Raw genomic sequence first — 25,177 nt, 5'->3', positions numbered from 1 at the left:
GCGCCGATAACGAGGCACGTCATGTGGATCGATACGCACTGTCATCTCGACGCTTCGGAATTTGACGCCGACCGCGCGGAAGTCGCGGCGGCGGCGCGCCGCGCGGGCGTGGGACGGATCGTGATTCCGGCGATCGGCCGGCAGAATTTCGCGGCGGTGCGTGAACTGGCGCACCGGGTCGATGGTGGCGCGTACGCGCTCGGTATTCATCCGTTGTTCACGCCGGGCGCGCAGGAGAGTGACCTCGATCTGTTGCGCATGGAAATCGAGGCGAGTCTCGACGACCCGCTGTTTGTCGGTATCGGCGAGATCGGCCTCGATTATTTTGTCGAGGGTCTCGACGACGCACGACAGCAATTCTTCTACAACGGCCAGTTGCAGCTCGCGCGTGAATTCGATCTGCCGGTGATCTGCCATGTGCGCAAATCGCAGGATCAGGTGATCAAGGGACTGCGGCGGCATCAGATTCATCGCGGCATCGCGCATGCATTCAACGGCAGTTTTCAGCAGGCTCAGGCGTATATCGACCAGGGCATGCATCTCGGCTTCGGCGGCAATCTGACTTTCGAGCGGGCGCGGCAAATCCGCCGTCTCGCCGAGCAGTTGCCGTTCGACGCGCTGGTCGTGGAAACGGATGCGCCGGACATCGCGCCTTCGTGGATTTATAAACAGCGCAACACGCCGGAGCAGATTCCGGCGATCGGCGCGGGCCTCGCGCAACTGCGCGGCATGGCCGCCGACGAAGCCGCCCTAGGCACAACGGCTAACGCGCTCGTCGCGCTGCCGCGCCTCGCACTTTCCTCTGCATAATTGAACTCGATGGTTTGAGTGGTTCGCGCCGGGCGATACCCACGCCTGGCGGGCTCGCTGACGCCCGCGCGGCGAGCGTTGCGTCGTCCGGCGATTGCTGGCGGAGGGCGGATGCGGGCATGGTGGTGTGGATTTGCGTTGGGCGTGATCGGGCTGCAACGGCAGGCGGTGCTGCCGGATTGGATGGCGTTGTGCGGGTTGGTGGTGGTTGCTTGTGCCGCGGTCGTGGTGGCGGTGTGGGGTTTGGGCGAGTGCGGAAGTGCTCGCGTTGGTCGGGATGACGCGGTCGCTGGAGCGATGCTTGCGACTGCGGCCGCTGCTGGCGCTACGGCTGCCGCGAAGTTGACGGCTGCTGCCACGAGCATCACGTATGCACGCGCGGCAATTCTCACTGCACTAACCGACCGGATCCGCGTCAGCCAGCGTGTGCGTTCATTCGCCGGCTGGAGCGCGGTGTCCTGCGCGGCGTTATGTGTGGGCTTCGGCTATGCAGCCGTTCGCGCGGAAATGCGTCTCGCGGTGAGCTTGCCGAACGCGTGGGAAGGGCGCGATATCGAGGTGGTCGGCAGCATCAAAGGCCTGCCGTCACGCGATGAAAACGGCGCGCGTTTTCTCTTCCACGTTGAATCGGCCGAAGCACCCATCGACGCTTTCCCACATGTGATCCAACTCTCGTGGATCGCTGAAGATGCGCCGCCGCCGTTGCTCGAACCCGGCTCACGCTGGCGGCTGACGGTGCGCCTCAAACGTCCGCATGGCAATGCCAACTTCGGCGTGCGCGATGCCGAGGCGAGTCTGCTCGCGCGCAACGTGCGGGCCACCGGCTATGTCAGCGCGCCGGCTCATGCCGTGCGATTGCGCGGCTATGCGCGCGGCGTTGGCGTGACGGTTGACCGCTGGCGTGCCGCACTGCGCGAACGGATCGATGCGGTGCTCGCCGGCGCGCCGCACCGCGGGATCGTCGTGGCGCTCGCCATCGGCGCGCAGGACGAAGTCAGCACCACGGACTGGTTGCTGATGCGAGGCACGGGCACGAGTCATCTGGTGGCGATTTCGGGGCTGCACATCGGTTTCGTCGCGGGCCTCGCGGGCTGGCTGGCGGGCGCGTTCTGGCGGCGCTCCGGATTTTTCGGCCGCAACTGGCCGTTGCGGCTGCCCGCGCAAGTCGTCGCGGTCACGGGCGGCGCGGTGTTCGCCGCGCTGCACGCTGCATTGGCCGGCTTCAATGTGCCGGCGCAGCGCGCGCTGTGGATGGCAGGGGTCGTCGCGCTCGCTTTTATCAGCGGGCGCAATGTGGCCCGCTCGGCGGTGCTCGCGTGGGCCTTGGGGCTCGTGCTGCTGATCGATCCTTGGGCGGTCGCGTCGGCGGGATTCTGGTTGTCGTTCTGCGCGGTGGCGGCGATTCTGTTCGCCATGTCGGGGCGGCCCCGTGTGCAGGATCATCGACAGCACCGCGACGAAACGGGCGAGGGCGGCGAGGCATCGAGCCGATGGTCGAGGTTGCGTGATCGCGTGCGCCGCCGCATGCGAAGTACCGTCGAGCGGCTGCGCAGCGCCGCGCACGTGCAATTCGCCGTGACGGTCGCGCTCGCGCCGTTGACTGTCTACTGGTTCGCGCAGATTCCGCTGATCGGCCCGCTCGCGAATGCCTTCGCGATTCCGTGGGTAAGCATGCTGGTGACGCCGGCGGTGCTGGCCGGCGTCGCATTGCCCGCGCCGCTTGACGCCTACGCGTGGCACGTCGCGCACACTTTGCTCGAGTTGCTGGCAGCGGGGTTGCAGAGGCTGTCCGGTCCCGCCTGGGCGCTCTGGCGTCTGCCGCAACCGGATGCGTGGACGCTGGCCGCGGCGGCAGTGGGCGCGCTCTGGTGTCTGGCGCCGCGTGGCTGGCCGCTGCGCTGGGCCGCGCCGCTGACATGGCTGCCGCTTCTGATGCCGGCGCCGTCCGGGCCGCCGCACGGCAGTTTCCGTCTGACGGCGCTGGACGTCGGTCAGGGCACCTCGGTGCTGGTCGAAACGGCGCATCACACCTTGCTGTTCGATACCGGGCCGGGTCCGGAGTCGACTCACGCCGGCGAGCGGGTGGTCGTGCCGTTTCTACAGGCGCATGGCGTGACGGCGCTCGACACGCTGATCATCAGTCACGCCGACTCCGATCATTCGGGCGGCGCGCCCGCCGTGCTGGACGTGATCGAGGTACATCAAATGGTGGCGGCTTTGGCGCCGTCGAATGCGCTGTGGTCGAACGCGAGGCAGCACCGCGCCGACACGCTGCCGTGCGCGGCGGGCCAGCGCTGGCAGTGGGACGGTGTGGAGTTCGCGATGCTCTGGCCGGACGCCGGTCCGCTGCAAGGCAAGCCGAACTCGCATTGCTGCGTGTTGCGGGTCAGCACGTTGCCCGCCGCCGCGAGCCCGTCGCTTAGCCGCATTCAAGCAGAATCGTCACGCATCACGGCCTTGCTGACGGCGGATATCGAAGCGCCCGTCGAACGCGTTCTGCTCGCGCGTGATCGCGGGGCGTTGCGCGCGCAGGTGCTGGTCGTGCCGCATCACGGCAGCAAGACTTCGTCGACCGAGCCGTTCCTCGACTCTATCGACCCGCTCATCGCGCTATTTCAGGTAGGCTATCGCAACCGTTTTCGTCATCCGAATGCGGGTGTGTTCGAGCGCTACAAGGCGCGGCAGATCGAACTCGGGCGCAGCGATGCGGACGGTGCGGTGCGCGTCGAGGTGAGCCCACAGACCGAGGCGTATGCCGACGTCGCCGGCAAAAGCGCCATGCTCACGCTCGAGCGCTATCGCGACACGCGGCGACGCTACTGGATGGATCGCTGACGGGCGTCGATGAATCGCCGGCCGCACAGATAGAAGAAACGCGCCGCCGGGCGTGGTGACTGCACGCAGGTGTGCACGACAACTCGCACGCAAAAAAACAGAACGGAGATAGCGCAGTTGAAAAACATCATTCACTTTTCGCACGCGAATGGCTTTCCGGCGTCGACCTACCGGACGATCTTCGCCGAACTCTCCGACGACTATGAACTGCGTTACATCGAGCGGATCGGCCACGACGCGCGCTTTCCGGTGACGCAGGACTGGCCGCATCTGGTCGAACAGTTGCTCGACGACATTCGCAGGACGTACGAGCATCCGGTGTGGCTGGTGGGGCATTCGCTCGGCGGCTATCTGTCGTTGATGGCCGCGCTCAAGAAGCCGCAGTGGGTGAGGGGCGTGGTGATGCTCGATTCGCCGGTGATCGCCGGCTGGCGCAGCAGCATGCTGCGCGTGTCGCAATGGACCGGCCTCGACGAGCGGCTCTCGCCCGCGGCCGCCACCCGCACGCGGCGGACTCAATGGGCGAGCCGCGACGAAGCGTGGCGCCATTTCCATTCGAAGCCGGCGTTCGCGCGCTGGGACGAGCGCATGCTTTCCGACTACATCGACTTCGGCATTCCGCAGACTTCACCCGACGGCTCGCGCTCGCTGGCCTTCGACCGCCGCACCGAATATCAGATCTATAAGACCTTGCCGCACACGCTCGGCTCGCGGCTCGCGCGTGGCGCGCCGGTGCCGGTGGGCTTCATCGCCGGCACGCGTTCGAAGGAAATCCGCCAGGCCGGTCTCGACGCTACCCGCCGCGCGACCGGCGGCCATGTGGAATGGATCGAGGGCAGTCATCTTTACCCGATGGAAAAACCGGTCGAAACCGCACGCGCCGTGCAAAGCATGCTGCATGAACTGGAGCAGCGCGGCTGACGGCCGCAGAAAACGGTGCATGATCGAAGCACGGCAACGGCCGCCGCCGCGGCATACGCACGTGCCGACCTCGCTCGGATTTTGCTGGGGTTGGGGCCCTGCTTTACGGTATAATCCGTTTTTCCCGCGAGCATCCAGCGATGACCAAATATGTTTTCGTCACCGGCGGCGTAGTATCTTCCCTCGGCAAGGGTATTGCCGCCGCTTCCCTCGCCGCGATCCTCGAATCGCGCGGTCTTAAAGTCACCCTCCTCAAGCTCGATCCCTACATCAATGTCGACCCCGGCACGATGAGCCCGTTTCAACACGGCGAAGTGTTCGTGACGGAAGACGGAGCGGAGACGGACCTCGACCTCGGCCACTACGAGCGCTTCATCAGCACGAAGATGCGCAAGGCCAATAACTTCACCACGGGCCAGATTTACGAATCGGTGATCCGCAAGGAACGCCGCGGCGATTATCTCGGCAAGACGGTGCAGGTCATCCCGCACATCACGAATGAAATCCAGGCGTTCATCGAACGCGGCGCGGCTTCCGCGACGTGTGGTGAGCCGGACGTCGCGATCGTCGAAGTGGGCGGCACCGTGGGCGACATCGAATCGCTGCCGTTCCTCGAGGCCGCGCGTCAGATGAGCCTGCGCATGGGCCGCAACAGCGCGTGCTTCGTGCATCTCACGCTGGTGCCCTGGGTCGCCACGGCCGGCGAACTGAAGACCAAGCCCACGCAGCACAGCGTGCAGAAGCTGCGCGAAATCGGTATTTCGCCGCACGTGCTGCTGTGCCGCGCCGACCGCCGCATTCCGGACGACGAGCGCGCCAAGATCTCCATGTTCTCGAACGTGCCGGAAGACGCCGTGATCTCCGTGTGGGACGCGGACAGCATCTACAAGATTCCGCAGATGCTGCACGATCAGGGTCTGGACGCGATCATCTGCGAAGAGCTCAAGCTCGCGCCGAAGGCCGCCGATCTGTCCATGTGGTCCGATCTCGTCGAGAAGCTGGAGCATCCGAAGCACGAAGTCACGATCGGCATGGTCGGCAAGTATGTCGATCTGACCGAGTCGTACAAGTCGCTGATCGAAGCGCTGCGTCATGCGTCGATGCATACGTCGACCAAGGTCAACATCGAATACATCGATTCGGAAGAAGTCGAGACGCAAGGCGTCGAGAGCCTCAAGCATCTGGACGCCGTGCTCGTGCCGGGCGGCTTCGGCCGTCGCGGCACCGAAGGCAAGATTGCGGCGATCCGCTATGCACGCGAAGCGAAAGTGCCGTATCTCGGCATCTGCCTCGGCATGCAGCTGGCCGTGATCGAATTCGCACGCGACGTGGTCGGTCTGAAAGACGCGAACAGCACCGAGTTCGATCAGGAAACGCCGAACCGTGTGGTCGCGCTGATCACCGAATGGTACGACCGCGAAGGCCGCGTCGAAAAGCGCACGGAAGAGTCGGATCTGGGCGGCACGATGCGGCTCGGTTCGCAACGTTGCCCGATCAAACCCGGCACCATGGCCGAAGAGATTTATGGCAAGGACGTGAACGAACGCCATCGCCACCGTTATGAAGTCAATAACCGCTTCGTGCCCCAGCTCGAAGCCGGCGGCCTTATCATCAGCGCCCGTACCCCGAGTGAAGATCTGCCGGAAATGATGGAATTGCCGCGCAGCATGCACCCGTGGTTCGTCGGCGTGCAGTTCCACCCGGAATTCACGTCCACGCCGCGTGACGGCCATCCGCTGTTCAAGTCGTTCGTCGAAGCGGCGCTCGCGCATCACGAGGCGCGCACGCCGGTCGCAGTCGGGGAGAAAGCATGAAACTGGGCGATTTCGAAATTGGGCTCGACAAGCCGTTTTTCCTGATCGCAGGCACCTGTGTCGTCGAATCCGAACAGATGACGATCGACACAGCCGGCCGGCTGAAGGAAATCTGCGCGAAGCTGAACATTCCGTTCATCTACAAATCGTCGTACGACAAAGCCAATCGCAGCAGCGGCAAGTCGTTCCGCGGTCTGGGCATGGACGAAGGCTTGCGCATCCTGTCGGAAGTGAAGCGCCAGCTCGGTCTGCCGGTGCTGACCGACGTTCACGCCGAGCATGAGATCGAGCAGGTCGCCTCGGTGGTCGACGTGTTGCAAACGCCGGCTTTCCTGTGCCGTCAAACGGACTTCATTCACGCGTGCGCGCGTTCGGGCAAACCGGTCAACATCAAGAAAGGCCAGTTTCTCGCACCGCACGACATGAAGAACGTGATCGACAAGGCGCGCGATGCAGCGCGTGAAGCCGGTCTGTCGGAAGACCGCTTCATGGCGTGCGAGCGCGGCGTGTCGTTCGGTTATAACAACCTCGTGTCGGACATGCGTTCGCTCGCGATCATGCGCGAAACCAACGCGCCGGTCGTGTTCGACGCCACTCACTCGGTGCAGTTGCCGGGCGGGCAGGGCACGAGCTCGGGCGGTCAGCGTGAATTCGTGCCGGTGCTGGCGCGTGCGGCGGTGGCGGTGGGCGTGTCGGGGCTCTTCATGGAGACGCACCCGAATCCGGCCGAAGCCAGGTCGGACGGTCCGAACGCCGTGCCGCTGCATCGCATGGCCGAGCTGCTCGAGACGCTGGTTACGCTCGATCAGGCCGTCAAGCGCGCGCCGTTCCTCGAAAGCGATTTCAACTGATTCAGGCGTTCACCGCGTGTCACGAGAGCTTTGCATAATGGACTTGGTCGTGAGCACGCGGCGAATGCACGCAATGGTCGTCGAACGTATCGGCGCGCAGGTAGTTTGCCGGGGAGACCGGCTGTGCCAGATACAGTGTCACAGTAAAGAATTCAACGTCATTTCTTGAGGAAACCATGAGTGCTATCGTAGATATCATCGGTCGAGAGATTCTCGATTCGCGAGGCAACCCCACCGTCGAATGCGACGTGCTGCTCGAGTCAGGCACGATGGGCCGCGCAGCGGTGCCGTCGGGCGCGTCGACGGGTTCGCGTGAAGCGATCGAACTGCGCGATGGCGAAGCCGGCCGTTACGGCGGCAAGGGCGTACTGAAGGCCGTCGAACACATCAACACCGAAATCTCCGAAGCGATCATGGGCCTCGACGCTTCCGAACAGGCTTTCCTCGACAAGACCCTGCTGGAACTCGACGGCACCGACAACAAGTCGCGCCTCGGCGCGAACGCGATGCTGGCCGTGTCGATGGCCGTCGCGAAGGCTGCCGCTGAAGAAGCCGGCCTGCCGCTGTACCGCTACTTCGGCGGCTCGGGCGCGATGCAGCTGCCGGTGCCGATGATGAACATCGTCAACGGCGGCGCGCACGCCAACAACAGCCTGGACATCCAGGAGTTCATGATCGTGCCGGTCAGCCAGCCGACCTTCCGCGAAGCACTGCGCTGCGGCGCCGAAGTGTTCCACGCGCTGAAGAAGATCCTGTCGGACCGCGGCATGAGCACGGCCGTCGGCGACGAAGGCGGCTTCGCGCCGAACTTCGGCAGCAACGACGAATGCCTGTCGACCATCCTGCAAGCCATCGAGAAAGCCGGCTACCGCGCCGGTGAAGACGTGCTGCTCGCGCTCGACTGCGCAGCCAGCGAGTTCTACCACGACGGCAAGTACCAACTGGCCGGCGAAGGCCTGCAACTGTCGTCGACGGAATTCGCGGACTACCTCGCGAACCTGGCCGACAAGTTCCCGATCGTGTCGATTGAAGACGGCATGCACGAAAGCGACTGGGCCGGCTGGAAGATTCTGACCGACAAGCTCGGCAAGAAGGTCCAACTGGTGGGCGACGACCTGTTCGTCACCAACACGCGCATTCTGAAGGAAGGCATCGAGAAGGGCATCGCCAACTCGATCCTGATCAAGATCAACCAGATCGGCACGCTGACGGAAACCTTCGCGGCGATCGAAATGGCCAAGCGCGCCGGTTACACGGCCGTGATCTCGCACCGTTCGGGCGAAACCGAAGATTCGACGATCGCGGATATCGCGGTCGGCCTGAATGCCGGTCAGATCAAGACGGGTTCGCTGTCGCGTTCGGACCGCATCTCGAAGTACAACCAGTTGCTGCGCATCGAAGAAGACCTCGGTGATATCGCTAGCTACCCGGGCAAGTCGGCGTTCTACAATCTGCGCTAATGGCTGGTTTGCAAGCGCTGACCGATGAGCCGGTTATCCTTCGTTTTTGATTGACCCCGCCGCCCTGCGTATAGCGCAGGGCGGCGTGTATTTATTGTGCTTACTTCATGCGGCTTGTCACTGCTGTCCTGATCGTTCTACTGGCGCTGATCCAGTACCCGCTCTGGTGGGGGCACGGCGGTTGGTTGCGCGTGCACGAGTTGCAGCAGCAACTGGCGCAGCAAGTGCAAAAAAATGCTGATTCGAAACTGCGCAACGAACGCATTCAGGGCGAAGTGCAGGATTTGCAGAACGGCACGGCCGCGGTCGAAGAGCGGGCGCGTTATGAAATGGGCATGGTGAAGGACAGCGAAGTGTTCGTGCAGTTCGTTTCGCCAAATGCCCCGTTGCCGGCGGCGAACACGCCTTCGGTTACGACGTCCACGCGTGGTGAGATGTCGACCGCGCCGCTGCATGTGGTACCGAATCCGGAGTCGCGCGCGAAGCCGGATCGCAAGCACGGTGGTAAAGCGGCTGCTGAGAAAGACAAGAAGCCTGCGCATTGAGCTTCGCCGAAGCGCAACAACGGTTCAGTACGAAGGATGCAAAAAAGGCACGGTGAGAACCGTGCCTTTTTCTTTGGGCTCGCCGCCGCCCGTCGAACCTGGATTCTCGCGGCGTGTGTGAGCTTGCCGCCGCCTACCACCCCCAGTACGGCCCGTAACCGATGCCGACACCTGTACCCCAGCCGTGTCCCCATCCACCGCCGTAATAGCTGCCGTACACGCTGACAGGCGGCGCGTAGTAACGCGACCACGCCTGTGCCGCATTTTCCGCGGCCATCGCCTGATTCTGCTCGGCCATCACTTGATGGTCGATCGCGTCATAGCGCTGGCGTTCTTCAGGGGTCAGCGGTTGGGCGGTGGCGGCCATGCCCGACTGATCGGCGGGCAGCCGGCTATAAATCGGCGACGGGCCCGGCGGGTCCATCACGCAGCCCGCAAGCGCGCCACTACCGGCGAGGACAGCCAGCACAGCGACCGTGCGCGCACGGCGCAGCAGCGGTATCGGCGAAGTAGGGTAGTTCATGTCCGATCTCCATCGGTCGGATGCCTAAGCAAATCATGCGCCGCGCGCACCGCCAATGATCCAACCCAATGATCAAAGATACTGCGCCGCCCGGGCCCTGAAAAGGCAGCGGGCGGCGCGGTATTTTTACTGCCGTAATACAGGCGTGACAAACCGCCGCTCGGCGCACATGGAATCCGCGCGCCAACGAGCTGTTCAGTGCCGCTGGTCAGCCGCGGGCGTCACACCTTGTGAGAGCGCCTCGGCGACAAAAAGTTGCGCGACGTCGACCGGATCGAACTCATAACGCTGGTTGCAGAACTCGCAATGAATCTCGACATGGCCGCGTTCTTCGAGCACGCCGTCGACTTCCTCGCGGCCCAGCATCTTCAGCATGCCGCCGACTTTTTCGCGGGAACACGTGCACTCGAAGCGCGCCGTGGCCGGTTCGAAATGCTGGACGTTTTCCTGCCAGAACAGACGGCGGAACACCGTTTCTGGCTCTTCCTTCAGCAGCTCGTCTTGCGACAGCGTGCCGCCCAACGTGCAGACGCGCTCCCACGTGTCCGCGTCCAGATCGCCCGGATGGGGGACGATGCCGCCGTCGCCCGGCAATTTTTGCAGCAGCATGCCGACCGCGCGCTCGGTGTTCGCCGCGAGCCACAGGCGCGTGTCGAGCTGCTCCGAGTGATGCATGTAGTGCTCGAGCACTTCGGCCATCGAGTTGAGCGGGCCGTCCACGCCCGACAACGGCACGATACTTTGATAGGGCTGCTGACCGGGCTGCTTGTTGGCCGGATCGAGCGTGATCACGCAACGGCCGTGGCCGCTCGCGTTCAGCAGCTCGACCATGCTGGTCGTCTCGCCGATCACGTTGGCCGCTTCGCCGGACAGCTTGGCGGTCGCGCGCATCGACAGATCCGAGCTGCACTGCACCACCAGCATCTTGACCGGGCCATCGCCGAAAATCTGCATGATGAGCGTGCCGTCGAACTTGAGATTCGCCGACAGCAGCGCGCACGCGGCCATCATTTCGCCCAGAACCGTCCGCACCGGCGCCGGATAATCGCGGCGCGTCAGCACTTCCTGCCAGGTATTGCGCAGGGAAACGATCTCGCCGCGCACCGGCGCCGCGCTGAACATGAATTTTTGCAACTGGTCGCTCACAACTTTTCCTCGGTCGAATGACGCAGCGTGATGCCGCGCCGTGCGCGCCGCGCGCTCCGGCTGGTTAGCCGATGCGCACGAGCTGCGCCTTGTAATAGTCGCGGCGCTCGGCATAGGTTGCCGCGCCGCGCTGCATGTTGGCGATATCCGTCTCGGTCAGTTCGCGCACCACCTTGGCGGGCGCGCCGAGAATCAGCGAATTGTCGGGAAATACCTTGCCCTCGGTGACGACGGCGCCCGCTCCGACCAGACAGTTGCGGCCGATTACCGCTCCATTCAAGACCACCGCCTGAATTCCGATCAACGAGCCTTCCTTGATCGTGCAGCCGTGCAGCATGACCTGGTGGCCGACCGTCACATTGGGCTCGATCGTCAGCGGAAAACCGGGGTCGGTGTGCAGCACGGCGTTTTCCTGCACGTTGCTGCCGGCGCCGATGGTGATCGGCTCGTTGTCGCCACGAATCGTCGCGCCGAACCAGACGCTGGCGTTCTCCCCGAGCGTCACGTTGCCGATGATGCTCGCCGAATCGGCGACGAAGACGCTTTCATGGATGGTCGGGGCGGCTTCGCCAAGCTTGTAAATGGTCACGGTGTCTCCTCTTGATCGGTCACTGCGCGTGCCGGACATTGCGCCGAACTGCCCGAAACGTCTTGCCACGCCGGGTTGTCGCGCCTCGCCGGCGCATCGGGCGCGTTGGATGGTCGAATCGAGTATTGTAAACGGTTGTGTGGTTGGGCCGCTTGGTCTGGCCGCGGGGGCGTTCGCCGCTTCGTCGGTCAGGCTGCCGGCCGCGCGGTTGCGGCGCGTGCTTTGACGGCAGTATGCCAAAGCGTCGGTTGCCGCCGGCTTTGCCATTTCCTCAGCCATGCCGTTGTTGGCTTCCTTCATAGCTTCCCTTGCCGATCCGCTTGCCATGATGTCCGCTGTTTCGTCCGTTTCGCCTCATTCACCGGCCACTGAAACGGGGCGCGACGCCCCTTGCGCGCGCACCGCAGCGCTCGCCGCATTGCGCGAAGGCGATCCGGCCGCCAAGGCCGCCGCGGCCCAGGCGCTCTACGCCGCGGTGCTCGACGGCAGCATGGCATGCGCCGCGGACCTCGAACTCGACGAACCGGCTGGCCTGCCGGGCCGTCCCGCGCGCCCCGAACTGGTCGATCCGCGCGGTTTGAAGCGGCGCAGCATGCAAGCGCCGCAAGGGCGCGCGGTCCTGCTGCACGCACTCGCGCACATCGAATTCAACGCCATCAATCTCGCGCTCGACGCGGTCTGGCGCTTCGGCGGCATGCCCGCCGCGTTCTATACCGACTGGCTCAAAGTCGCCGCTGAAGAGGCCTATCACTTCTCGCTGCTGATCGCGCGCCTCGCCGAATACGGCCACGTCTACGGCGATTTTCCGGCCCACGACGGTCTGTGGGACATGTGCGAGCGCACGCGTGGCGACGTGCTGGCGCGCATGGCGCTGGTGCCGCGCACGCTCGAAGCCCGCGGCCTCGACGCCTCACCGCCGATCCGCGCGCGCCTGCTGCAGGCTGGCGATCAGGCGTCGGCAGCGATTCTCGACGTGATCCTGCGCGACGAAATCGGCCACGTGCTGATCGGCAATCGCTGGTTCCGCCATCTGTGCGACGGCAGCGGCCTCGACCCTCACGAGACTTACGCGCGCCTCGCCGACCAGTATCACGCACCGAAATTACGTGGGCCGTTCAATTTCGAGGCGCGCCGCGACGCCGGTTTCGACGAAGCCGAACTGGCCGCTCTGGCTGCCCTGGCGGGCCTCGACGTGCCGGAAGCGGCTTCGCCGTCCGCCGGCGACTGAGACTTCCTTCACCATCCGACCCCGCGCATCGGCGGGCTATCTCGTTATAATAGAACGATCATTCTTTTTTTGGCGTGCCGTTCATGAACACTTCGCAGTCTGAATTCGTCGCGGTGCGCGGCATCCGCTTGCATGTGCGGCGCTGGGGCAACCCCGACGCCCCGATGCTCTTCATGCTGCACGGCTGGATGGACGTGGCCGCCTCGTTCCAGTTCGTCGTCGACGCGCTGGGCGGCGACTGGCAGGTGCTGGCGCCCGACATGCGCGGCTTCGGCCTGTCGGACTGGCCGGTGGCGGAACGCGGCGGCGGCAACTACTGGATTCAGGACTACGTGGCCGACCTCGACGCCTTGCTCGACCACTACGCGCCGACCGGCGAAGTGAATCTGGTCGGCCACAGCATGGGCGCGAACATCGCGTGCGTGTATGCGGGCGTGCGGCCGGAGCGGGTGCGGCGGGTGGTCGACCTGGAAGGTTTCGGACTCGCGCCGTCGCACTCGGCACAAGCGCCCAAGCGCCTGCGCACCTGGCTCGACGAATTGCGCGATCCGCCGCAGCTGAAGCGCTACGCGTCGCTCGACGACGTCGCCGCGCGCCTGATCAAGACCAATCCGCGGCTCGACCCGAAACGCGCGCAATTTCTCGCGCAGCACTGGTCGAAGCCGGACGGCGAAGGGCGCTACATGCTGCTCGCCGATCCCGCGCACAAGCTGCGCGGCCCGGCGCTGTATCGTCTGGACGAAGTGATGGCGACGTGGCGCAAGGTGAGCGCGAAGGTCCTGCACGTGGAGGCCGCCAATTCGCCGACGCTCGCGCGGATCGCCGGCGAGATTCCGCTCGACGAATTCAAGGCGCGCTTTCAGGCGTTCCCCGACTGGCGCGAGAAGATCATCGACGAAGCGGGGCACATGGTGCATCACGACCAGCCGGAGCAGGTGGCCGCGCTGATCGAGGGATTCTGCGCGTAGCGCTTAAAAAAGTTTGAGGGTTACCGAGGGGCTACCTTCGGGACGTCCGTTGTGAGATAGCTCTGCGTCCGCTTACTGCGTTGCAGTAAAATGAGCGCAGAACCTTTTCAAGACAACGATGAACGCCGACCTCCACTGTCACTCCACCGTTTCCGACGGCCAGTTCGCGCCGGCCGACGTTGCGCGCCGCGCGCACGCGGGCGGCGTGACGCTGTGGGCGCTCACAGATCACGATGAACTGGGCGGCCAGCACGAAGCCAGAAGCACCGCCGAGGCGCTCGGCATGGACTATCTGAGCGGCGTCGAGATCTCGGTGACGTGGGCCTCGCGCACGGTGCACATCGTTGGGTTGGGCATCGATCCGACCAGTTCGATCCTGATCGACGGTCTGGCGCGCACCCGCAACGGCCGCGCCGCGCGGGCGGAGGCGATCGGCGAACAACTGGCTACGCTCGGCATTCCCGACGCCTATCAGGGCGCGCTCAAATACGTGTCGAACCCGGACATGATTTCGCGCACGCATTTCGCGCGTTTCATGGTGGACAGCGGCTACGCCAGTTCCACCCAGGACGTGTTCACCCGCTATCTCGGCGACGGCAAACCGGGCTACGTGCCGCACCGCTGGGCCAAACTGGCCGACGCGGTCGGCTGGATCCAGGCTGCCGGTGGCGAAGCGATCATTGCGCATCCGGGTCGCTATGCTTACTCGCCGGTTGAATTCGACGCGTTTTTCGCCGAATTCATCGATCTCGGCGGCAAGGCGATCGAAGTAGTGACGGGCAGCCATACGCCCGATCAATATCGCGAATACGCTGATGTCGCGCGCCGGTTCGGTTTCGAGGCTTCGCGCGGGTCAGACTTCCACGCACCCGGCGAAGGCCGCGTCGATCTCGGCACGCTGCCGCCGCTGCCCTCCGATCTGAAGCCCGTCTGGGAACGCTGGCTGTGATCGCGCCGTGCCGTCGCGGCACGTCATGCGCGAAAGCGGGCCGTGCGCCGCGCCTGCTTTTCGTCCGATCTTCCGACCGGTGTTCAGCCGCAGTTCAATTTGCCGTCTATCCGCTTCCATCCGTGAGCCAACGCTAGTCGCCATGTCTCAATACTTTCGGCTTCATCCTGATAACCCACAGCCGCGCCTCGTCAAGCAGGCCGTACAGATCATCAACGACGGCGGCGTGGTCGCGTTGCCGACGGATTCGAGCTACGCGCTCGCCTGCCATCTGGACGACAAGGACGCGGTCGAGCGTCTGCGGCGTATTCGTGGACTCGACGAGAAGCAGTTGCTGTCGCTGCTGGTGCGCGACCTGTCGGAACTCGCGAACTTCGCGATGGTGGACAACCGGCAATACCGGCTGATCAAATCGGTGACGCCGGGCCCCTACGTGTTCGTCCTGCAGGCCACCAAGGAAGTGCCGCGGCGCCTGTCGCATCCGTCGCGCAAGACCATCGGCCTGCGCGTGCCGGATCACGCGATCACGCTGGCGATTCTCGAAGAACTCGGCCAGCCGCTGCTCGGCTCGACGCTGATCATGCCGGGCGAAACCCAGCCGCTGAACGACCCGGAAGAAATCCGCGAGCGTTTGGAGAAGCAACTGGATCTGGTGATCGACAGCGGTCCGTGTGTCTGCGAGCCGTCCACGGTGATCGATCTGACCGGCGCGGAGCCGGTGCTGGTGCGGCCGGGGCGCGGTTCTCTCGCGCCGTTCGGCCTCGAAGAGACGGCATGAGTGAAAGCGGACAGACGCACGCAATCGCGTTGTTACAATAACGAGTTATGGATTCTTCCCTGATACAGACCATTGCGGTTTACGCGCTGCCGGTGATTTTCGCCATCACGCTGCACGAAGCCGCCCATGGCTACGTCGCGCGCTGGCTCGGCGACAATACCGCCTACGTGCTCGGCCGCGTCTCCGTCAATCCGATGCGGCACATCGACCCGCTCGGCACGATTGCGATTCCCTTGCTGCTGTACTTCGCCACCAGCGGTGCGTTCATGTTCGGCTACGCCAAGCCGGTGCCGGTCGCCTTCGGCAATCTGCGCAATCCGCGCTGGGGCAGTCTGTGGGTCGCAGCGGCGGGTCCGGGCTGCAACTTCGTGCAGGCGGTGATCTGGGGTCTGTTCGGTGTCGCGCTCGCGGTGGCGAACGTGGACGAGCCGTTCTTCACGCGCATGGCGGGAGCGGGCGTCGGCGTGAATCTCGTGCTCGGCGTGCTCAACCTGTTTCCGCTGCCGCCGCTCGACGGCGGCCGTGTGCTGATGGCGCTGTTGCCGCCGCGGCAGTCCATCACGCTGTCGCGCCTCGAACCGTACGGGTTTTTCATCGTCATGGCGCTGGTCATGACGGGTACGCTGACGCGATACTGGTTGAACCCGCTGGTCACGATCGGCTACAGCGCGATCACCGCCATTCTGACTCCCCTTGTTTCGCTTTTCTAAATAACCATGTTCCCAGACCGTATCTTCTCCGGCATGCGGCCCACCGGGTCGTTGCACCTCGGCCACTATCACGGCGTGCTGAAAAACTGGGTGCGGCTGCAGTCCGAGTACCCGTGTTTCTTTTGTGTGGTCGACTGGCACGCGCTGACGACGCACTACGAAACGCCCGAAGTGATCGAAAAGAACGTCTGGGACGTGCTGATCGACTGGCTGGCCTCCGGGATCGATCCGGCGCAGGCCACGCTGTTCATCCAGAGCAAAGTGCCCGAGCACGCCGAGCTGGCGCTGCTGCTTGGCATGAGCACGCCGCTCGGCTGGCTCGAACGCGTGCCGACCTACAAGGAGCAGCAGGAGAAGCTGAAGGACAAGGATCTGTCCACTTATGGCTTTCTCGGCTATCCGGTGCTGATGGCGGCGGACATTCTGCTGTATCGCGGCTCGCTCGTGCCGGTTGGTGAAGACCAGGTGCCGCACGTCGAAATGACGCGTGAAATCGCGCGTCGTTTCAACTACCTGTACGGCCGCGAACCGGGCTTCGAAGAGAAGGCCAACGACGCCGCGAAAAAGCTCGGCGGCAAGCGCGCCAAGCTCTATCACGAACTTCGCAACGCCTACCAGCAGGAAGGCGACGACGAAGCACTCGAACAGGCGCGCGCCATGTTGCAGGAATCGCAAAGCCTGTCGATGAACGACCGCGAGCGCCTGTTCGGCTACCTCGAAGGTTCGCGCAAGATCATTCTGGTCGAGCCGCAAGCCATGTTGACGGAGGCGTCGCGCATGCCGGGCCTCGACGGCCAGAAAATGTCGAAGTCGTACGGCAACACGATCGGCCTGCGTGAAGACGCGGAGACCATCACGAAGAAAGTGCGCACCATGCCGACCGATCCGGCCCGCGTGCGCCGCACCGATCCGGGCGATCCCGACAAGTGCCCGGTGTGGCAGCTTCACCAGGTCTACACGGACGAAACCACCCACGAGTGGGTGCAGAAGGGCTGCCGGACGGCCGGCATAGGTTGCCTCGAGTGCAAGCAGCCGGTGATCGAAGGCATTCTGCGCGAGCAGCAGCCCATGCTCGAGCGCGCGCAGAAGTATATGGACGATCCGTCGCTGTTGCGCGCGATCGTCGCCGACGGCTGCGACAAGGCCCGCAGGTTCGCCACGGAAACCATGCGCGAAGTACGCGAAGCCATGGGCCTGTCGTACAACTGAGCCGCGCCGAAGTGATGAGCACTCCCGCTACCGCCATGCATGGATTGGGCGAGCCGTCGCCCTGGGTGCGCGATTGGGCGCATCTGGTCGCGACGGGCGGCGCGGTGCTCGATGTCGCGTCCGGGGCGGGGCGGCATGCGCGGTTCTTTGCGTCGCTGGGGCATCCGGTGACCGCCATCGACCGCGACGCGGCGGCGCTCGACGCGCTGCGCGACGAGCCGCTCGTCACCCCGCTCGAAGCCGACCTGGAAGGCCCCGCGTGGCCGTTGCCCGCTGACGCGAAATTCGCCGCCGTCGTGGTGACGAACTACCTGCACCGTCCACTCTTTGCGCAGTTGTTGCGCGCGCTCGCGCCCGGCGGCGTACTGGTTTACGAGACCTTCGCGCAAGGAAACGAAAGCGTCGGCAAACCCTCTAATCCGGCGTTTCTGCTGGCGCCTGGCGAGCTTCTCGAGCGCGTGCACGGCCAGCTCAGGGTGGTCGCTTTTCAGGACGGTTTTCTCGCGCAGCCGCGCCCGGCCTACGTCCAGCGGATCTGCGCAATTCTGGAGGCGGAGCGCTCAGACGACCCCGCGCAGGCGGCATCTCCGCCTTGTTACGAGTTGGCTGGCTAATCCGCTACAATCGCGGTTTACCTGATCAAATTCATGGCGTTTCATGACTAACGGCAACCACAGCAGCAACGACAGCGTTCAGATTCGCGGCAGCATTCCTGCCATCATCACCCCGATGCTCGAAGACGGCAGCCTCGATCTGCCGGCGTTTCGCAAACTGATCGACTGGCACGTCGCGGAGGGCACGAACGCTCTCGTCGTGGTCGGCACGAGCGGCGAGTCGGCCACGCTGTCGGTCGAAGAACACGTGCTGATGGTCAAGACCGCGGTCGAGCACACGGCGGGCCGGATTCCGGTGATCGCGGGCTCGGGCGGCAATTCCACGACCGAAGCCATCGAACTCACCCAGCAGGCCAAGGAAGTCGGCGCCGACGCCACGCTCCAGGTCGTGCCGTACTACAACAAGCCGACGCAGGAAGGCATCTACCGCCACTTCGCGAAGATCGCCGAAACCGTCGATCTGCCGGTGATTCTGTACAACGTGCCGGGCCGCACCGTTGCGGACATGAGCAACGAAACCATTCTGCGCTGCGCGCAGGTGCCGGGCATCATCGGTGTGAAGGAAGCGACCGGCAATATCGATCGCGCCGCGCATCTGATCAAATCCGGGCCGGCGCACTTCGGCATCTACAGCGGTGACGATCCCACCGCGATCGCGCTGATGCTGCTCGGCGGGCACGGCAACATTTCGGTCACCGCCAACGTCGCGCCGCGCGCGATGAGCGAGCTTTGCAAGGCCGCCCTGGCCGCGGACGCGAAGACCGCGCGTGAGATTCATCTGAAACTCCTGTCGTTGCATAAGAACCTGTTCATCGAATCGAATCCGATTCCGGCCAAATGGGCACTGCAGCAACTGGGTCGTGTGCAGGGCGGAATCCGCCTGCCGCTCACGCCGCTCGACGCGCAATACCACGAAGTGGTGCGCGGCGCGCTGCGCGAAGCGGGCCTGCTGGGCTAGGCGGATATCGTCCGCGGCACCCACCAGCGCCAACGAAAGCCTGCCACCGGCACTCCCTTAACCGACGTCGATCCAGCCCACGTTCCCGGCACACAGAACCAAGGCACCGCGTTCCAGCATCACGAAGGACCTCATGAAACGTTCCGCACTTTCCCTCCACGCAACCCGCATGGCGGCGCTGGCGCTTGCCCTCACGACGCTCGCCGGCTGTGACACGCTGAACGACTGGTTTGCTTCCGACCGCGTCAACTACAAGGGCGCGGCCAGCGCGCCGCCGCTTGCCGTTCCGAACGATTTGAGCACCACCAAGACCGACGAGCGCTATGTCGCTCCGCCGGCCAATCTGGCGCTGGGCGGTGCGCAGACGCGCGCGGTCACGGCCGCCGGCAATTCGACCGAAGGCCAGCCGAACGCGCAGGATCCGCTCGGCATGCATATCGAACGCGACGGCGATCGCCGCTGGCTGGTCGTCGACGGCCGCTCGCCGGACCAACTCTGGCCGCAGTTGCAGGAGTTCTGGCAGGAGAACGGCTTCGTGCTGAAGACCGACGCGCCGGCCACCGGCATCATGACGACCGACTGGGCGGAAAACCGCGCCAACATTCCGGACGACTGGTTCCGCCGCACGGTCGGCAAGGTCATCGACTTCGCGTATTCGTCGGGCACTCGTGACAGCTTCCGCACGCTCGTGTCGCGTGCGCCGGGTGACACGACCGACATCTCCATTACGCACAGCGCCATGGAGGAAGTGTTGACCGGGCAGGATAAGACGTCGTCGCGTTGGGAAGAGCGCCCGCGCGATCCGGCGCTCGAGGCGCTGTTCCTCACCAAGCTGATGCAGAAGTTCGGCCTGACCGAAGCGCAATCGAAGGAACTGCTGACTGACGCGCGCACGGCCGTCGCGCCGACCACGATCGATCAGAGCGCGGGCGCATCCACGCTCGACCTGCAGGAGTCGTTCGATCGTGCATGGCTGCGCGTGGGCCTGGCGCTCGACCGCACGAACTTCACCGTCGACAACCGCGACCGCGCGAAGGGTATCTACTACGTGCGCTACGCGGACTCGATGCAGGAACTGAAGAAGGAAGGGCTGCTCGGCAAGCTGTTCTACAGCGGCAATTCGTCCAAGAAGCCGGGTCAGGAATTCCTCGTCAACGTGCGTTCGAAGGGCGACACGGTGACCCAGGTGGCGGTGCTGACTGCGAACGGGCAGGTCGACAATTCGTCCGACGCGCAGCGCATCGTGACGCTGCTGCACGCGCAACTGAACTAAACGGCCCGTGAGGTTCGCGAGTCTCGGTAGCGGCAGTGAAGGCAATGCCTTGCTGGTGGAAGCGCAAAGCGGCGCGACCACCACGCGTGTACTGCTCGACTGCGGTTTTTCGGCCAAGGAAGTCGAGCGGCGTCTGACGCGGCTCGGCGCGAGCGTCGAAGGTCTCGACGCGATTCTGATCACGCATGAACATAGCGACCACATTGGCAGCGCGCTGACGCTGGCGCGCAAGTGGTCGATTCCGTTGTACATGAGCTGGGGCACCGCCCGCGCGGTGGGCGCCGACGAAGCCGATGTCGACCTGCAGGTGCTGTGGGGCGACGAAGCGGTGGCGATCGGCGATCTCAGCATTCTCCCTTACACCGTTCCACACGACGCCCGCGAGCCGCTGCAATACGTGCTCTCGAACGGCGCGAGCCGGCTCGGCGTGCTGACGGATGTCGGCACGTCCACGCCGCATATCAGCTCGGTGCTGAGCGGCTGCGACGCGCTGGTGCTCGAATGCAATCACGACTTGCGGATGCTGGCGGGCAGCCGCTATCCGCAGTCGCTGAAGGCGCGCATCGGCGGCAATCATGGGCATCTGAACAACGACGCGGCGGCCGAAATTCTGGCCTCGCTTGATCGATCGCGGTTGCGCCATCTGGTTGCCGCGCATCTGAGCCAGCAGAACAATTTGCCAGAGCTGGCGCAAGCCGCCATGGCCGGTGTGCTGGGCGCGGCGCCGACGGAAGTGGTGGTGGCGTCGCAGGATGAGGGGTTTGCGTGGCTGAGCGTGTGATCCGCGTCTGATGCTCGATTTCCGGCGCTTCTGACGCCGCGGCGCATGAAAAAAGCCCATAACGATCGCTCGTTATGGGCTTTTTCTTTCCGGACGAGACGTTTCGAACGCCGCGCCCCGAAGCAAGCTTAGTTGCGGTTGCCGCCGAAGATACCGAGCAGCGCCAGCAGGTTGACGAACACGTTGTACAGGTCCAGGTAGATCGCGAGCGTGGCGGTGATGTAATTCGTCTCACCGCCGTTCACGACGCGCTGAACGTCGAACAGCATGTAGGCCGAGAAGATCACGATGGCCATGACCGACACCGTCAACATGAGCGCCGGCAAATGCAGGAACACGTTCGCGACCGATGCGAGCAGCAGCACGATCACGCCCATGAATAGCCACTTGCCGAGGCCCGAGAAGTCACGCTTGCTGACCGTGGCGATGGTTGCCATCGACGCGAAGATCACACCAGTGCCACCGAAGGCGAGCATGATCAGCGACGGGCCGTTCGAAAAACCGAGCACGAAGCTCAGGATGCGCGACAGCATCAGGCCCATGAAGAACGTGAAGCCGAGCAGCACGAACACGCCGGCCGCGCTGTCTTTGGTCTTCTGGATGGCGAACATGAAGCCGAAGGCGATCGCGAAGAACGCCAGCATGCTCATGGCCGGACTCGTGGCCGCGAACAGCGAGAAACCGGTGGTGAGGCCCACCCACGCGCCAAGCACTGTCGGAATCATGGACAGCGCGAGCAGCCAGTAGGTGTTCCGTAGCACGCGGTTACGCGTTTCGACCGTGCTGACCGCGCCATTGCGGCCAAAGCTATACGGATGTTCGTTCATGGTCTCTCCTTACCTCAGAAGCGTGATGCGTATGGTTGTGAAGCGGGTTGTGGCGAGTCGGGCTGCGCCGGTGGGAATGTTTGTCGCCGGCCGCGGCGCTCTCATCCCTAAGATTGGCGCGCGGGCAGGGAGTTTCAATGCCCGGAAAATACCGACACCGCCTACGCTACCAGTATTCGGAAACTCCTGCTTGGAGTCTTTCAATGTTGTAAGGGTTCAATCGCAATCATACACGGGAACATGCTACAATAGCGGATTCATTTGAATCTGTAACCTCTTAATTTTTTGGAGTTTTTTATGGCGATCGAACGCACCCTGTCGATTATCAAGCCGGACGCAGTGGCCAAGAACGTGATCGGCCAGATCTACAGCCGTTTCGAAAACGCTGGTCTGAAGATCGTGGCTTCGCGCATGGTTCACCTGTCGCGCGCCGACGCGGAGAAGTTCTACGCCGTGCACGCAGCACGTCCGTTCTTCAAGGACCTGGTCGATTTCATGATCTCGGGCCCGGTCGTCGTGCAAGCGCTCGAAGGCGAAAACGCCATCCTGAAGCACCGTGACCTGATGGGTGCAACGGACCCGAAGAAGGCGGAAAAGGGCACGATCCGCGCCGACTTCGCTGACAGCATCGACGCGAACGCAGTGCACGGTTCCGACGCGGCTGAAACGGCTGCCGTCGAAATCGCGTTCTTCTTCCCGCAAGTGAACGTCTACTCGCGTTAAGCAGGACTTGCCTCGCGCGATTCGTGCAGCCGACTGGATTTATCGCACGAATCGCCCGGCAAAGTAGTAAGGTAAAAGCAGCAGGAATGGGCGCGAACGGCATTGCGTTCATGCAGCTTGTTGCATGAACGTAGTCTCGCACTGAAATGGCAGGATTCGATATGACGAGCAGTCCCACCGTCAACCTTCTCGACCTCGACGCCCAAGGGCTGGTCGCCTACTGCGACAGCCTGGGCGAGAAGCCGTTTCGCGCCAAGCAATTGCAGCGCTGGATTCACCAATACAACGCTGCCGACTTCGACGGCATGACCGATCTCGCGAAGTCCTTGCGCGAAAAGCTCAAGGGGCGCGCCGCGATCTCGATGCCGGGCATCGTCAGCGACCATATTTCGACCGACGGCACACGCAAGTGGCTGATCGACGTCGGCAACAGCAACGCGGTTGAAACCGTCTACATTCCCGAAGAAACGCGCGGCACGTTGTGCGTGTCGTCGCAGGCCGGGTGCGCGGTCAACTGCCGTTTCTGTTCGACCGGCAAACAGGGTTTTTCCCGCAATCTCACCACCGGCGAAATCATCGGCCAGCTGCGCATGGCTGAGTTCGCGCTGCGCGCATCGCGCGGCGTGGACGGCGGCCGCGCCACGGGTGGCGACGGCAAGGGCGAGCGGGTCGTCACGAACGTCGTGATGATGGGCATGGGCGAGCCGCTGCTCAATTACGACGCGGTCGTGCCGGCCATGCGCCTGATGCTCGACGACAACGCCTATGGCCTGTCGCGCCGCCGTGTCACGCTGTCCACCTCGGGCGTCGTGCCCATGATGGATCGGCTCGGCGCCGATCTGCCGGTGGCGCTCGCGGTCTCCTTGCATGCGCCCAGCGATCCGCTGCGCGACATGCTGGTGCCGCTGAACAAGAAGTACCCGCTGCGCGAACTGATGGCGGCTTGCCAGCGCTATCTGAAGGTCGCGCCGCGCGACTTCATTACGTTTGAATATTGCATGCTCGACGGCGTGAACGACAGCGAAGCGCAAGCGCGCGAATTGCTCGCGCTCACGCGCGACGTGCCGTGCAAATTCAACCTGATTCCGTTCAATCCGTTCCCCGAATCGGGCCTCATCCGCTCGAAGCCGGAACAGATCAAACGGTTTGCACAAGTGTTGATGGACGCGGGCGTCGTCACCACGGTGCGTAAGACACGCGGCGATGATATCGACGCTGCCTGCGGTCAGTTGGCCGGCGCGGTGAAAGACCGCACACGGCTCGCTGAGCGCACCGGGAAGGCAGCGAAGATCATCGAGGTTCGCGCCGTGTAATCGTGCGGGGATGGCAGGGCGCCGGCGTTCGGAGAAAGCTCCGCGAACGTGCAACAACCTGCTGTGCCGGTGTCGATTGAAAAGAAAGTTTGCAGAAGCGATCGGAAGCGGCGCACAAGGCCGCACATTTTGTTATAAACGGTCTGCGATTCGGACGTGAGGCTTGAGCCCGTCCGGGTTGCACAAGTGAAAAAGAATCGACGCGAAAGGATTTGGGATGAGTGAGCCGCAGCACCCGCAGCCGCAGGACACAGACACGAACGAAGGCCATCCGGCGCCAGTCGCACGGGCGGCGGTGCAGCCTGTTGTGCAGCCGGGCATGGACTCGTTGGCGGCGGCTGGCGCGCGCTTGACCCAATTGCGTGAATCGAAAGGTTGGACGATCGACGACGTGTCAGCGCGTCTGAAGGTGTCCGCCATCAAGCTGCGCGCGCTCGAATCGGGCGACATCAGCCACTTGCCGGACACGACCTTCGCGTTGGGCGTGGTGCGCAGCTACGCGAAGATGCTCGGCGCGGATCCCACGCCGTTCACGGCGGCATTGCGTCGCGAAAAGGGTGTGCCGGCGCCGGATCTGTCGATGCCGGCATCGTCGGGTAGGGATTTGCCGCGCGGCAAGGTATCGCTCTCGCTGGGCGGCAGTGGGCAGAAGAGCCGCTCATGGTTGTGGGGCGTGGCGGCGGTGATCGTCGCCGTGATTGCGCTCGGCATGTGGCATACCAATGGCGGCGATTCGTCGGCGTGGCTTGCACGATTGAAAGCGAGCGCGAGCAGTGCCGCTGGCGGCGCGACCGGCGCATCGGGCGCGGTGGCGCAGGGTCAATCGGCAGGTTCGGAAGCCACCGCGGAAGAGGCTGCGTCGGCGCCGGACGCGCAGGCAGCAGCAGACAACGCAGCGTCGGCTACGCCGATGCCCGCGCCGCTCGCCACCGGCGCGGCGCCTTCGTCGGCGCCGGCAGTCACGGCAATGGCGGCCGCGCCTAAGGCTGCCGCAACGCTGGGCGCGAGTACGCCGGCGGTGGTCGCGGGGGCGTCGGCGGCAACGGTGGCGCCGGCTGCAGGTCAGTCGATCGTAGCGTTGAGCGTAAAACAGGACAGCTGGTTCAGCGTGCGTGGCAAAGATGGCAAGGAAGTGTTTTCCGGCCTCGTGCACGCGGGCGACACCAAGGAAGTAACGGGCGAAGCGCCGTTCAAGGTCACGGTCGGCAACAGGGCCGGTCTCGACTCGCTGACGCTCGATGGCCAGCCGGTCGATCCCGCAAAATATGCGGCGGCCAAAGGCAACGTGGCGCGCTTCGCGCTGCCTTGACAGATACGGTATGCGCCGCGGCCAACCGGTCCGCGGCGCTTTT

The 25,177-nt window shown here is 64.1% G+C and carries 24 protein-coding genes; 20 read left to right on the top strand and 4 right to left on the bottom strand.

Going from position 1 to position 25,177, the window contains the following annotated elements; translation table 11 throughout:
• Positions 1–21: 21 nt before the first annotated feature.
• From ACQKRQ_RS17665 to ftsB, 7 genes are all read left to right on the top strand, one after another.
• Positions 22–810, top strand: coding sequence for a TatD family hydrolase (locus ACQKRQ_RS17665; RefSeq protein ID WP_132373837.1), 789 nt, complete (start codon positions 22–24; stop codon positions 808–810).
• 111 nt (positions 811–921) lie between these two features.
• Positions 922–3,645 (top strand): DNA internalization-related competence protein ComEC/Rec2, encoded by a 2,724-nt coding sequence (locus ACQKRQ_RS17660; RefSeq protein WP_427478472.1) that lies wholly within the window; start codon positions 922–924, stop codon positions 3,643–3,645.
• 117 nt (positions 3,646–3,762) lie between these two features.
• Entirely contained in the window at positions 3,763–4,566 is an 804-nt protein-coding gene (locus ACQKRQ_RS17655) for an alpha/beta fold hydrolase (RefSeq protein ID WP_132373839.1), read from the top strand.
• 140 nt (positions 4,567–4,706) lie between these two features.
• Positions 4,707–6,380 carry a CTP synthase gene (locus ACQKRQ_RS17650; protein WP_342960367.1) on the top strand — a complete coding sequence of 558 codons (1,674 nt, stop codon included), beginning with the start codon at positions 4,707–4,709 and terminating at the stop codon, positions 6,378–6,380.
• On the top strand, positions 6,377–7,231 hold the full coding sequence (gene kdsA, locus ACQKRQ_RS17645) for a 3-deoxy-8-phosphooctulonate synthase (protein ID WP_427478470.1): 855 nt from the start codon (positions 6,377–6,379) through the stop codon (positions 7,229–7,231). Before ACQKRQ_RS17650 ends, kdsA begins: the two co-directional genes overlap by 4 nt.
• Positions 7,232–7,407: 176 nt before the next feature.
• Positions 7,408–8,691: a phosphopyruvate hydratase gene (gene eno, locus ACQKRQ_RS17640; RefSeq protein ID WP_054038196.1), complete on the top strand. Its 1,284-nt coding sequence runs from the start codon at positions 7,408–7,410 to the stop codon at positions 8,689–8,691.
• A gap of 107 nt (positions 8,692–8,798) precedes the next feature.
• Entirely contained in the window at positions 8,799–9,236 is a 438-nt protein-coding gene (ftsB, locus tag ACQKRQ_RS17635; RefSeq protein ID WP_132373842.1) for a cell division protein FtsB, read from the top strand.
• 133 nt (positions 9,237–9,369) lie between these two features.
• Here the strand turns inward: ftsB and ACQKRQ_RS17630 are convergent, their stop codons facing one another.
• The 3 genes from ACQKRQ_RS17630 to ACQKRQ_RS17620 all read right to left on the bottom strand — a co-directional run bounded on the left by ACQKRQ_RS17630 (position 9,370) and on the right by ACQKRQ_RS17620 (position 11,494).
• Positions 9,370–9,759, bottom strand: a complete 390-nt coding sequence (locus ACQKRQ_RS17630; protein WP_408431669.1) for a hypothetical protein — start codon at positions 9,757–9,759, stop codon at positions 9,370–9,372.
• Positions 9,760–9,954: 195 nt separating this feature from the next.
• Positions 9,955–10,905, bottom strand: coding sequence for an Hsp33 family molecular chaperone HslO (gene hslO / locus ACQKRQ_RS17625; RefSeq protein ID WP_132373844.1), 951 nt, complete (start codon positions 10,903–10,905; stop codon positions 9,955–9,957).
• 64 nt (positions 10,906–10,969) lie between these two features.
• A complete protein-coding gene (locus tag ACQKRQ_RS17620) occupies positions 10,970–11,494 on the bottom strand; it encodes a gamma carbonic anhydrase family protein (RefSeq protein WP_132373845.1) in 525 nt (174 codons plus the stop codon).
• 325 nt (positions 11,495–11,819) lie between these two features.
• Between ACQKRQ_RS17620 and ACQKRQ_RS17615 the strand changes: the two genes are divergently transcribed.
• The 10 genes from ACQKRQ_RS17615 to ACQKRQ_RS17570 all read left to right on the top strand — a co-directional run bounded on the left by ACQKRQ_RS17615 (position 11,820) and on the right by ACQKRQ_RS17570 (position 20,962).
• Positions 11,820–12,722: a ferritin-like domain-containing protein gene (locus ACQKRQ_RS17615; RefSeq protein WP_427478466.1), complete on the top strand. Its 903-nt coding sequence runs from the start codon at positions 11,820–11,822 to the stop codon at positions 12,720–12,722.
• Positions 12,723–12,805: 83 nt separating this feature from the next.
• The gene (locus ACQKRQ_RS17610) at positions 12,806–13,690 is read left to right on the top strand and encodes an alpha/beta fold hydrolase (protein WP_132373847.1); all 885 of its coding nucleotides are present in this window, start codon (positions 12,806–12,808) and stop codon (positions 13,688–13,690) included.
• 118 nt (positions 13,691–13,808) lie between these two features.
• Positions 13,809–14,639 (top strand): 3',5'-nucleoside bisphosphate phosphatase, encoded by an 831-nt coding sequence (locus ACQKRQ_RS17605; protein WP_132373848.1) that lies wholly within the window; start codon positions 13,809–13,811, stop codon positions 14,637–14,639.
• Between the two features lie 142 nt (positions 14,640–14,781).
• The gene (locus ACQKRQ_RS17600) at positions 14,782–15,417 is read left to right on the top strand and encodes an L-threonylcarbamoyladenylate synthase (protein ID WP_132373849.1); all 636 of its coding nucleotides are present in this window, start codon (positions 14,782–14,784) and stop codon (positions 15,415–15,417) included.
• Between the two features lie 47 nt (positions 15,418–15,464).
• On the top strand, positions 15,465–16,127 hold the full coding sequence (locus ACQKRQ_RS17595; RefSeq protein ID WP_132373850.1) for a site-2 protease family protein: 663 nt from the start codon (positions 15,465–15,467) through the stop codon (positions 16,125–16,127).
• A gap of 6 nt (positions 16,128–16,133) precedes the next feature.
• Positions 16,134–17,336: a tryptophan--tRNA ligase gene (locus ACQKRQ_RS17590; RefSeq protein WP_427478465.1), complete on the top strand. Its 1,203-nt coding sequence runs from the start codon at positions 16,134–16,136 to the stop codon at positions 17,334–17,336.
• A gap of 14 nt (positions 17,337–17,350) precedes the next feature.
• On the top strand, positions 17,351–17,950 hold the full coding sequence (locus ACQKRQ_RS17585; protein ID WP_427478463.1) for a class I SAM-dependent methyltransferase: 600 nt from the start codon (positions 17,351–17,353) through the stop codon (positions 17,948–17,950).
• Positions 17,951–17,993: 43 nt separating this feature from the next.
• Complete coding sequence (gene dapA / locus ACQKRQ_RS17580; RefSeq protein ID WP_427478461.1) at positions 17,994–18,908, top strand: 4-hydroxy-tetrahydrodipicolinate synthase; 915 nt, start codon at positions 17,994–17,996, stop codon at positions 18,906–18,908.
• Between the two features lie 133 nt (positions 18,909–19,041).
• Complete coding sequence (bamC, locus tag ACQKRQ_RS17575) at positions 19,042–20,181, top strand: outer membrane protein assembly factor BamC (RefSeq protein ID WP_132373854.1); 1,140 nt, start codon at positions 19,042–19,044, stop codon at positions 20,179–20,181.
• 7 nt (positions 20,182–20,188) lie between these two features.
• Positions 20,189–20,962, top strand: coding sequence for an MBL fold metallo-hydrolase (locus tag ACQKRQ_RS17570; RefSeq protein ID WP_427478459.1), 774 nt, complete (start codon positions 20,189–20,191; stop codon positions 20,960–20,962).
• A gap of 128 nt (positions 20,963–21,090) precedes the next feature.
• Here the strand turns inward: ACQKRQ_RS17570 and ACQKRQ_RS17565 are convergent, their stop codons facing one another.
• Positions 21,091–21,789, bottom strand: a complete 699-nt coding sequence (locus tag ACQKRQ_RS17565) for a Bax inhibitor-1/YccA family protein (protein ID WP_106279488.1) — start codon at positions 21,787–21,789, stop codon at positions 21,091–21,093.
• 297 nt (positions 21,790–22,086) lie between these two features.
• On the opposite strand from ACQKRQ_RS17565, the gene ndk reads away from it, so the two are divergent.
• The 3 genes from ndk (at position 22,087) to ACQKRQ_RS17550 (ending at position 25,134) form a co-directional block, all read left to right on the top strand.
• On the top strand, positions 22,087–22,512 hold the full coding sequence (gene ndk / locus ACQKRQ_RS17560; protein ID WP_012433533.1) for a nucleoside-diphosphate kinase: 426 nt from the start codon (positions 22,087–22,089) through the stop codon (positions 22,510–22,512).
• A 161-nt stretch (positions 22,513–22,673) separates the two neighbouring features.
• Positions 22,674–23,825: a 23S rRNA (adenine(2503)-C(2))-methyltransferase RlmN gene (gene rlmN, locus ACQKRQ_RS17555; protein WP_427478457.1), complete on the top strand. Its 1,152-nt coding sequence runs from the start codon at positions 22,674–22,676 to the stop codon at positions 23,823–23,825.
• Between the two features lie 217 nt (positions 23,826–24,042).
• Positions 24,043–25,134 carry a helix-turn-helix domain-containing protein gene (locus ACQKRQ_RS17550; RefSeq protein WP_132373857.1) on the top strand — a complete coding sequence of 364 codons (1,092 nt, stop codon included), beginning with the start codon at positions 24,043–24,045 and terminating at the stop codon, positions 25,132–25,134.
• Positions 25,135–25,177 lie beyond the last annotated feature (43 nt).

Origin of the sequence: Paraburkholderia sp. NPDC080076, assembly GCF_050281145.1 — a bacterium.
In the GTDB taxonomy this organism is placed as follows: Bacteria; Pseudomonadota; Gammaproteobacteria; order Burkholderiales; family Burkholderiaceae; genus Paraburkholderia.
The sequence above is the reverse complement of the archived record's forward strand: the minus strand, read 5'-3'. Positions and strand labels throughout refer to the sequence as shown.

Bases quoted from the DNA above. Each gene is read 5' to 3' on its own strand.
- eno (WP_054038196.1), top strand. From the start codon at position 7,408: ATGAGTGCTATCGTAGATATCATCGGTCGAGAGATTCTCGATTCGCGA.
- ACQKRQ_RS17595 (WP_132373850.1), top strand. From the start codon at position 15,465: ATGGATTCTTCCCTGATACAGACCATTGCGGTTTACGCGCTGCCGGTG.
- ACQKRQ_RS17610 (WP_132373847.1), top strand. From the start codon at position 12,806: ATGAACACTTCGCAGTCTGAATTCGTCGCGGTGCGCGGCATCCGCTTG.
- ACQKRQ_RS17665 (WP_132373837.1), top strand. From the start codon at position 22: ATGTGGATCGATACGCACTGTCATCTCGACGCTTCGGAATTTGACGCC.
- ACQKRQ_RS17660 (WP_427478472.1), top strand. From the start codon at position 922: ATGCGGGCATGGTGGTGTGGATTTGCGTTGGGCGTGATCGGGCTGCAA.
- ndk (WP_012433533.1), top strand. From the start codon at position 22,087: ATGGCGATCGAACGCACCCTGTCGATTATCAAGCCGGACGCAGTGGCC.
- ACQKRQ_RS17550 (WP_132373857.1), top strand. From the start codon at position 24,043: ATGAGTGAGCCGCAGCACCCGCAGCCGCAGGACACAGACACGAACGAA.
- ACQKRQ_RS17565 (WP_106279488.1), bottom strand. From the start codon at position 21,789: ATGAACGAACATCCGTATAGCTTTGGCCGCAATGGCGCGGTCAGCACG.
- ACQKRQ_RS17615 (WP_427478466.1), top strand. From the start codon at position 11,820: ATGATGTCCGCTGTTTCGTCCGTTTCGCCTCATTCACCGGCCACTGAA.
- kdsA (WP_427478470.1), top strand. From the start codon at position 6,377: ATGAAACTGGGCGATTTCGAAATTGGGCTCGACAAGCCGTTTTTCCTG.
- ACQKRQ_RS17585 (WP_427478463.1), top strand. From the start codon at position 17,351: ATGAGCACTCCCGCTACCGCCATGCATGGATTGGGCGAGCCGTCGCCC.
- ACQKRQ_RS17650 (WP_342960367.1), top strand. From the start codon at position 4,707: ATGACCAAATATGTTTTCGTCACCGGCGGCGTAGTATCTTCCCTCGGC.
- rlmN (WP_427478457.1), top strand. From the start codon at position 22,674: ATGACGAGCAGTCCCACCGTCAACCTTCTCGACCTCGACGCCCAAGGG.
- bamC (WP_132373854.1), top strand. From the start codon at position 19,042: ATGAAACGTTCCGCACTTTCCCTCCACGCAACCCGCATGGCGGCGCTG.
- ACQKRQ_RS17600 (WP_132373849.1), top strand. From the start codon at position 14,782: ATGTCTCAATACTTTCGGCTTCATCCTGATAACCCACAGCCGCGCCTC.
- ftsB (WP_132373842.1), top strand. From the start codon at position 8,799: ATGCGGCTTGTCACTGCTGTCCTGATCGTTCTACTGGCGCTGATCCAG.
- ACQKRQ_RS17630 (WP_408431669.1), bottom strand. From the start codon at position 9,759: ATGAACTACCCTACTTCGCCGATACCGCTGCTGCGCCGTGCGCGCACG.
- ACQKRQ_RS17605 (WP_132373848.1), top strand. From the start codon at position 13,809: ATGAACGCCGACCTCCACTGTCACTCCACCGTTTCCGACGGCCAGTTC.
- ACQKRQ_RS17590 (WP_427478465.1), top strand. From the start codon at position 16,134: ATGTTCCCAGACCGTATCTTCTCCGGCATGCGGCCCACCGGGTCGTTG.
- dapA (WP_427478461.1), top strand. From the start codon at position 17,994: ATGACTAACGGCAACCACAGCAGCAACGACAGCGTTCAGATTCGCGGC.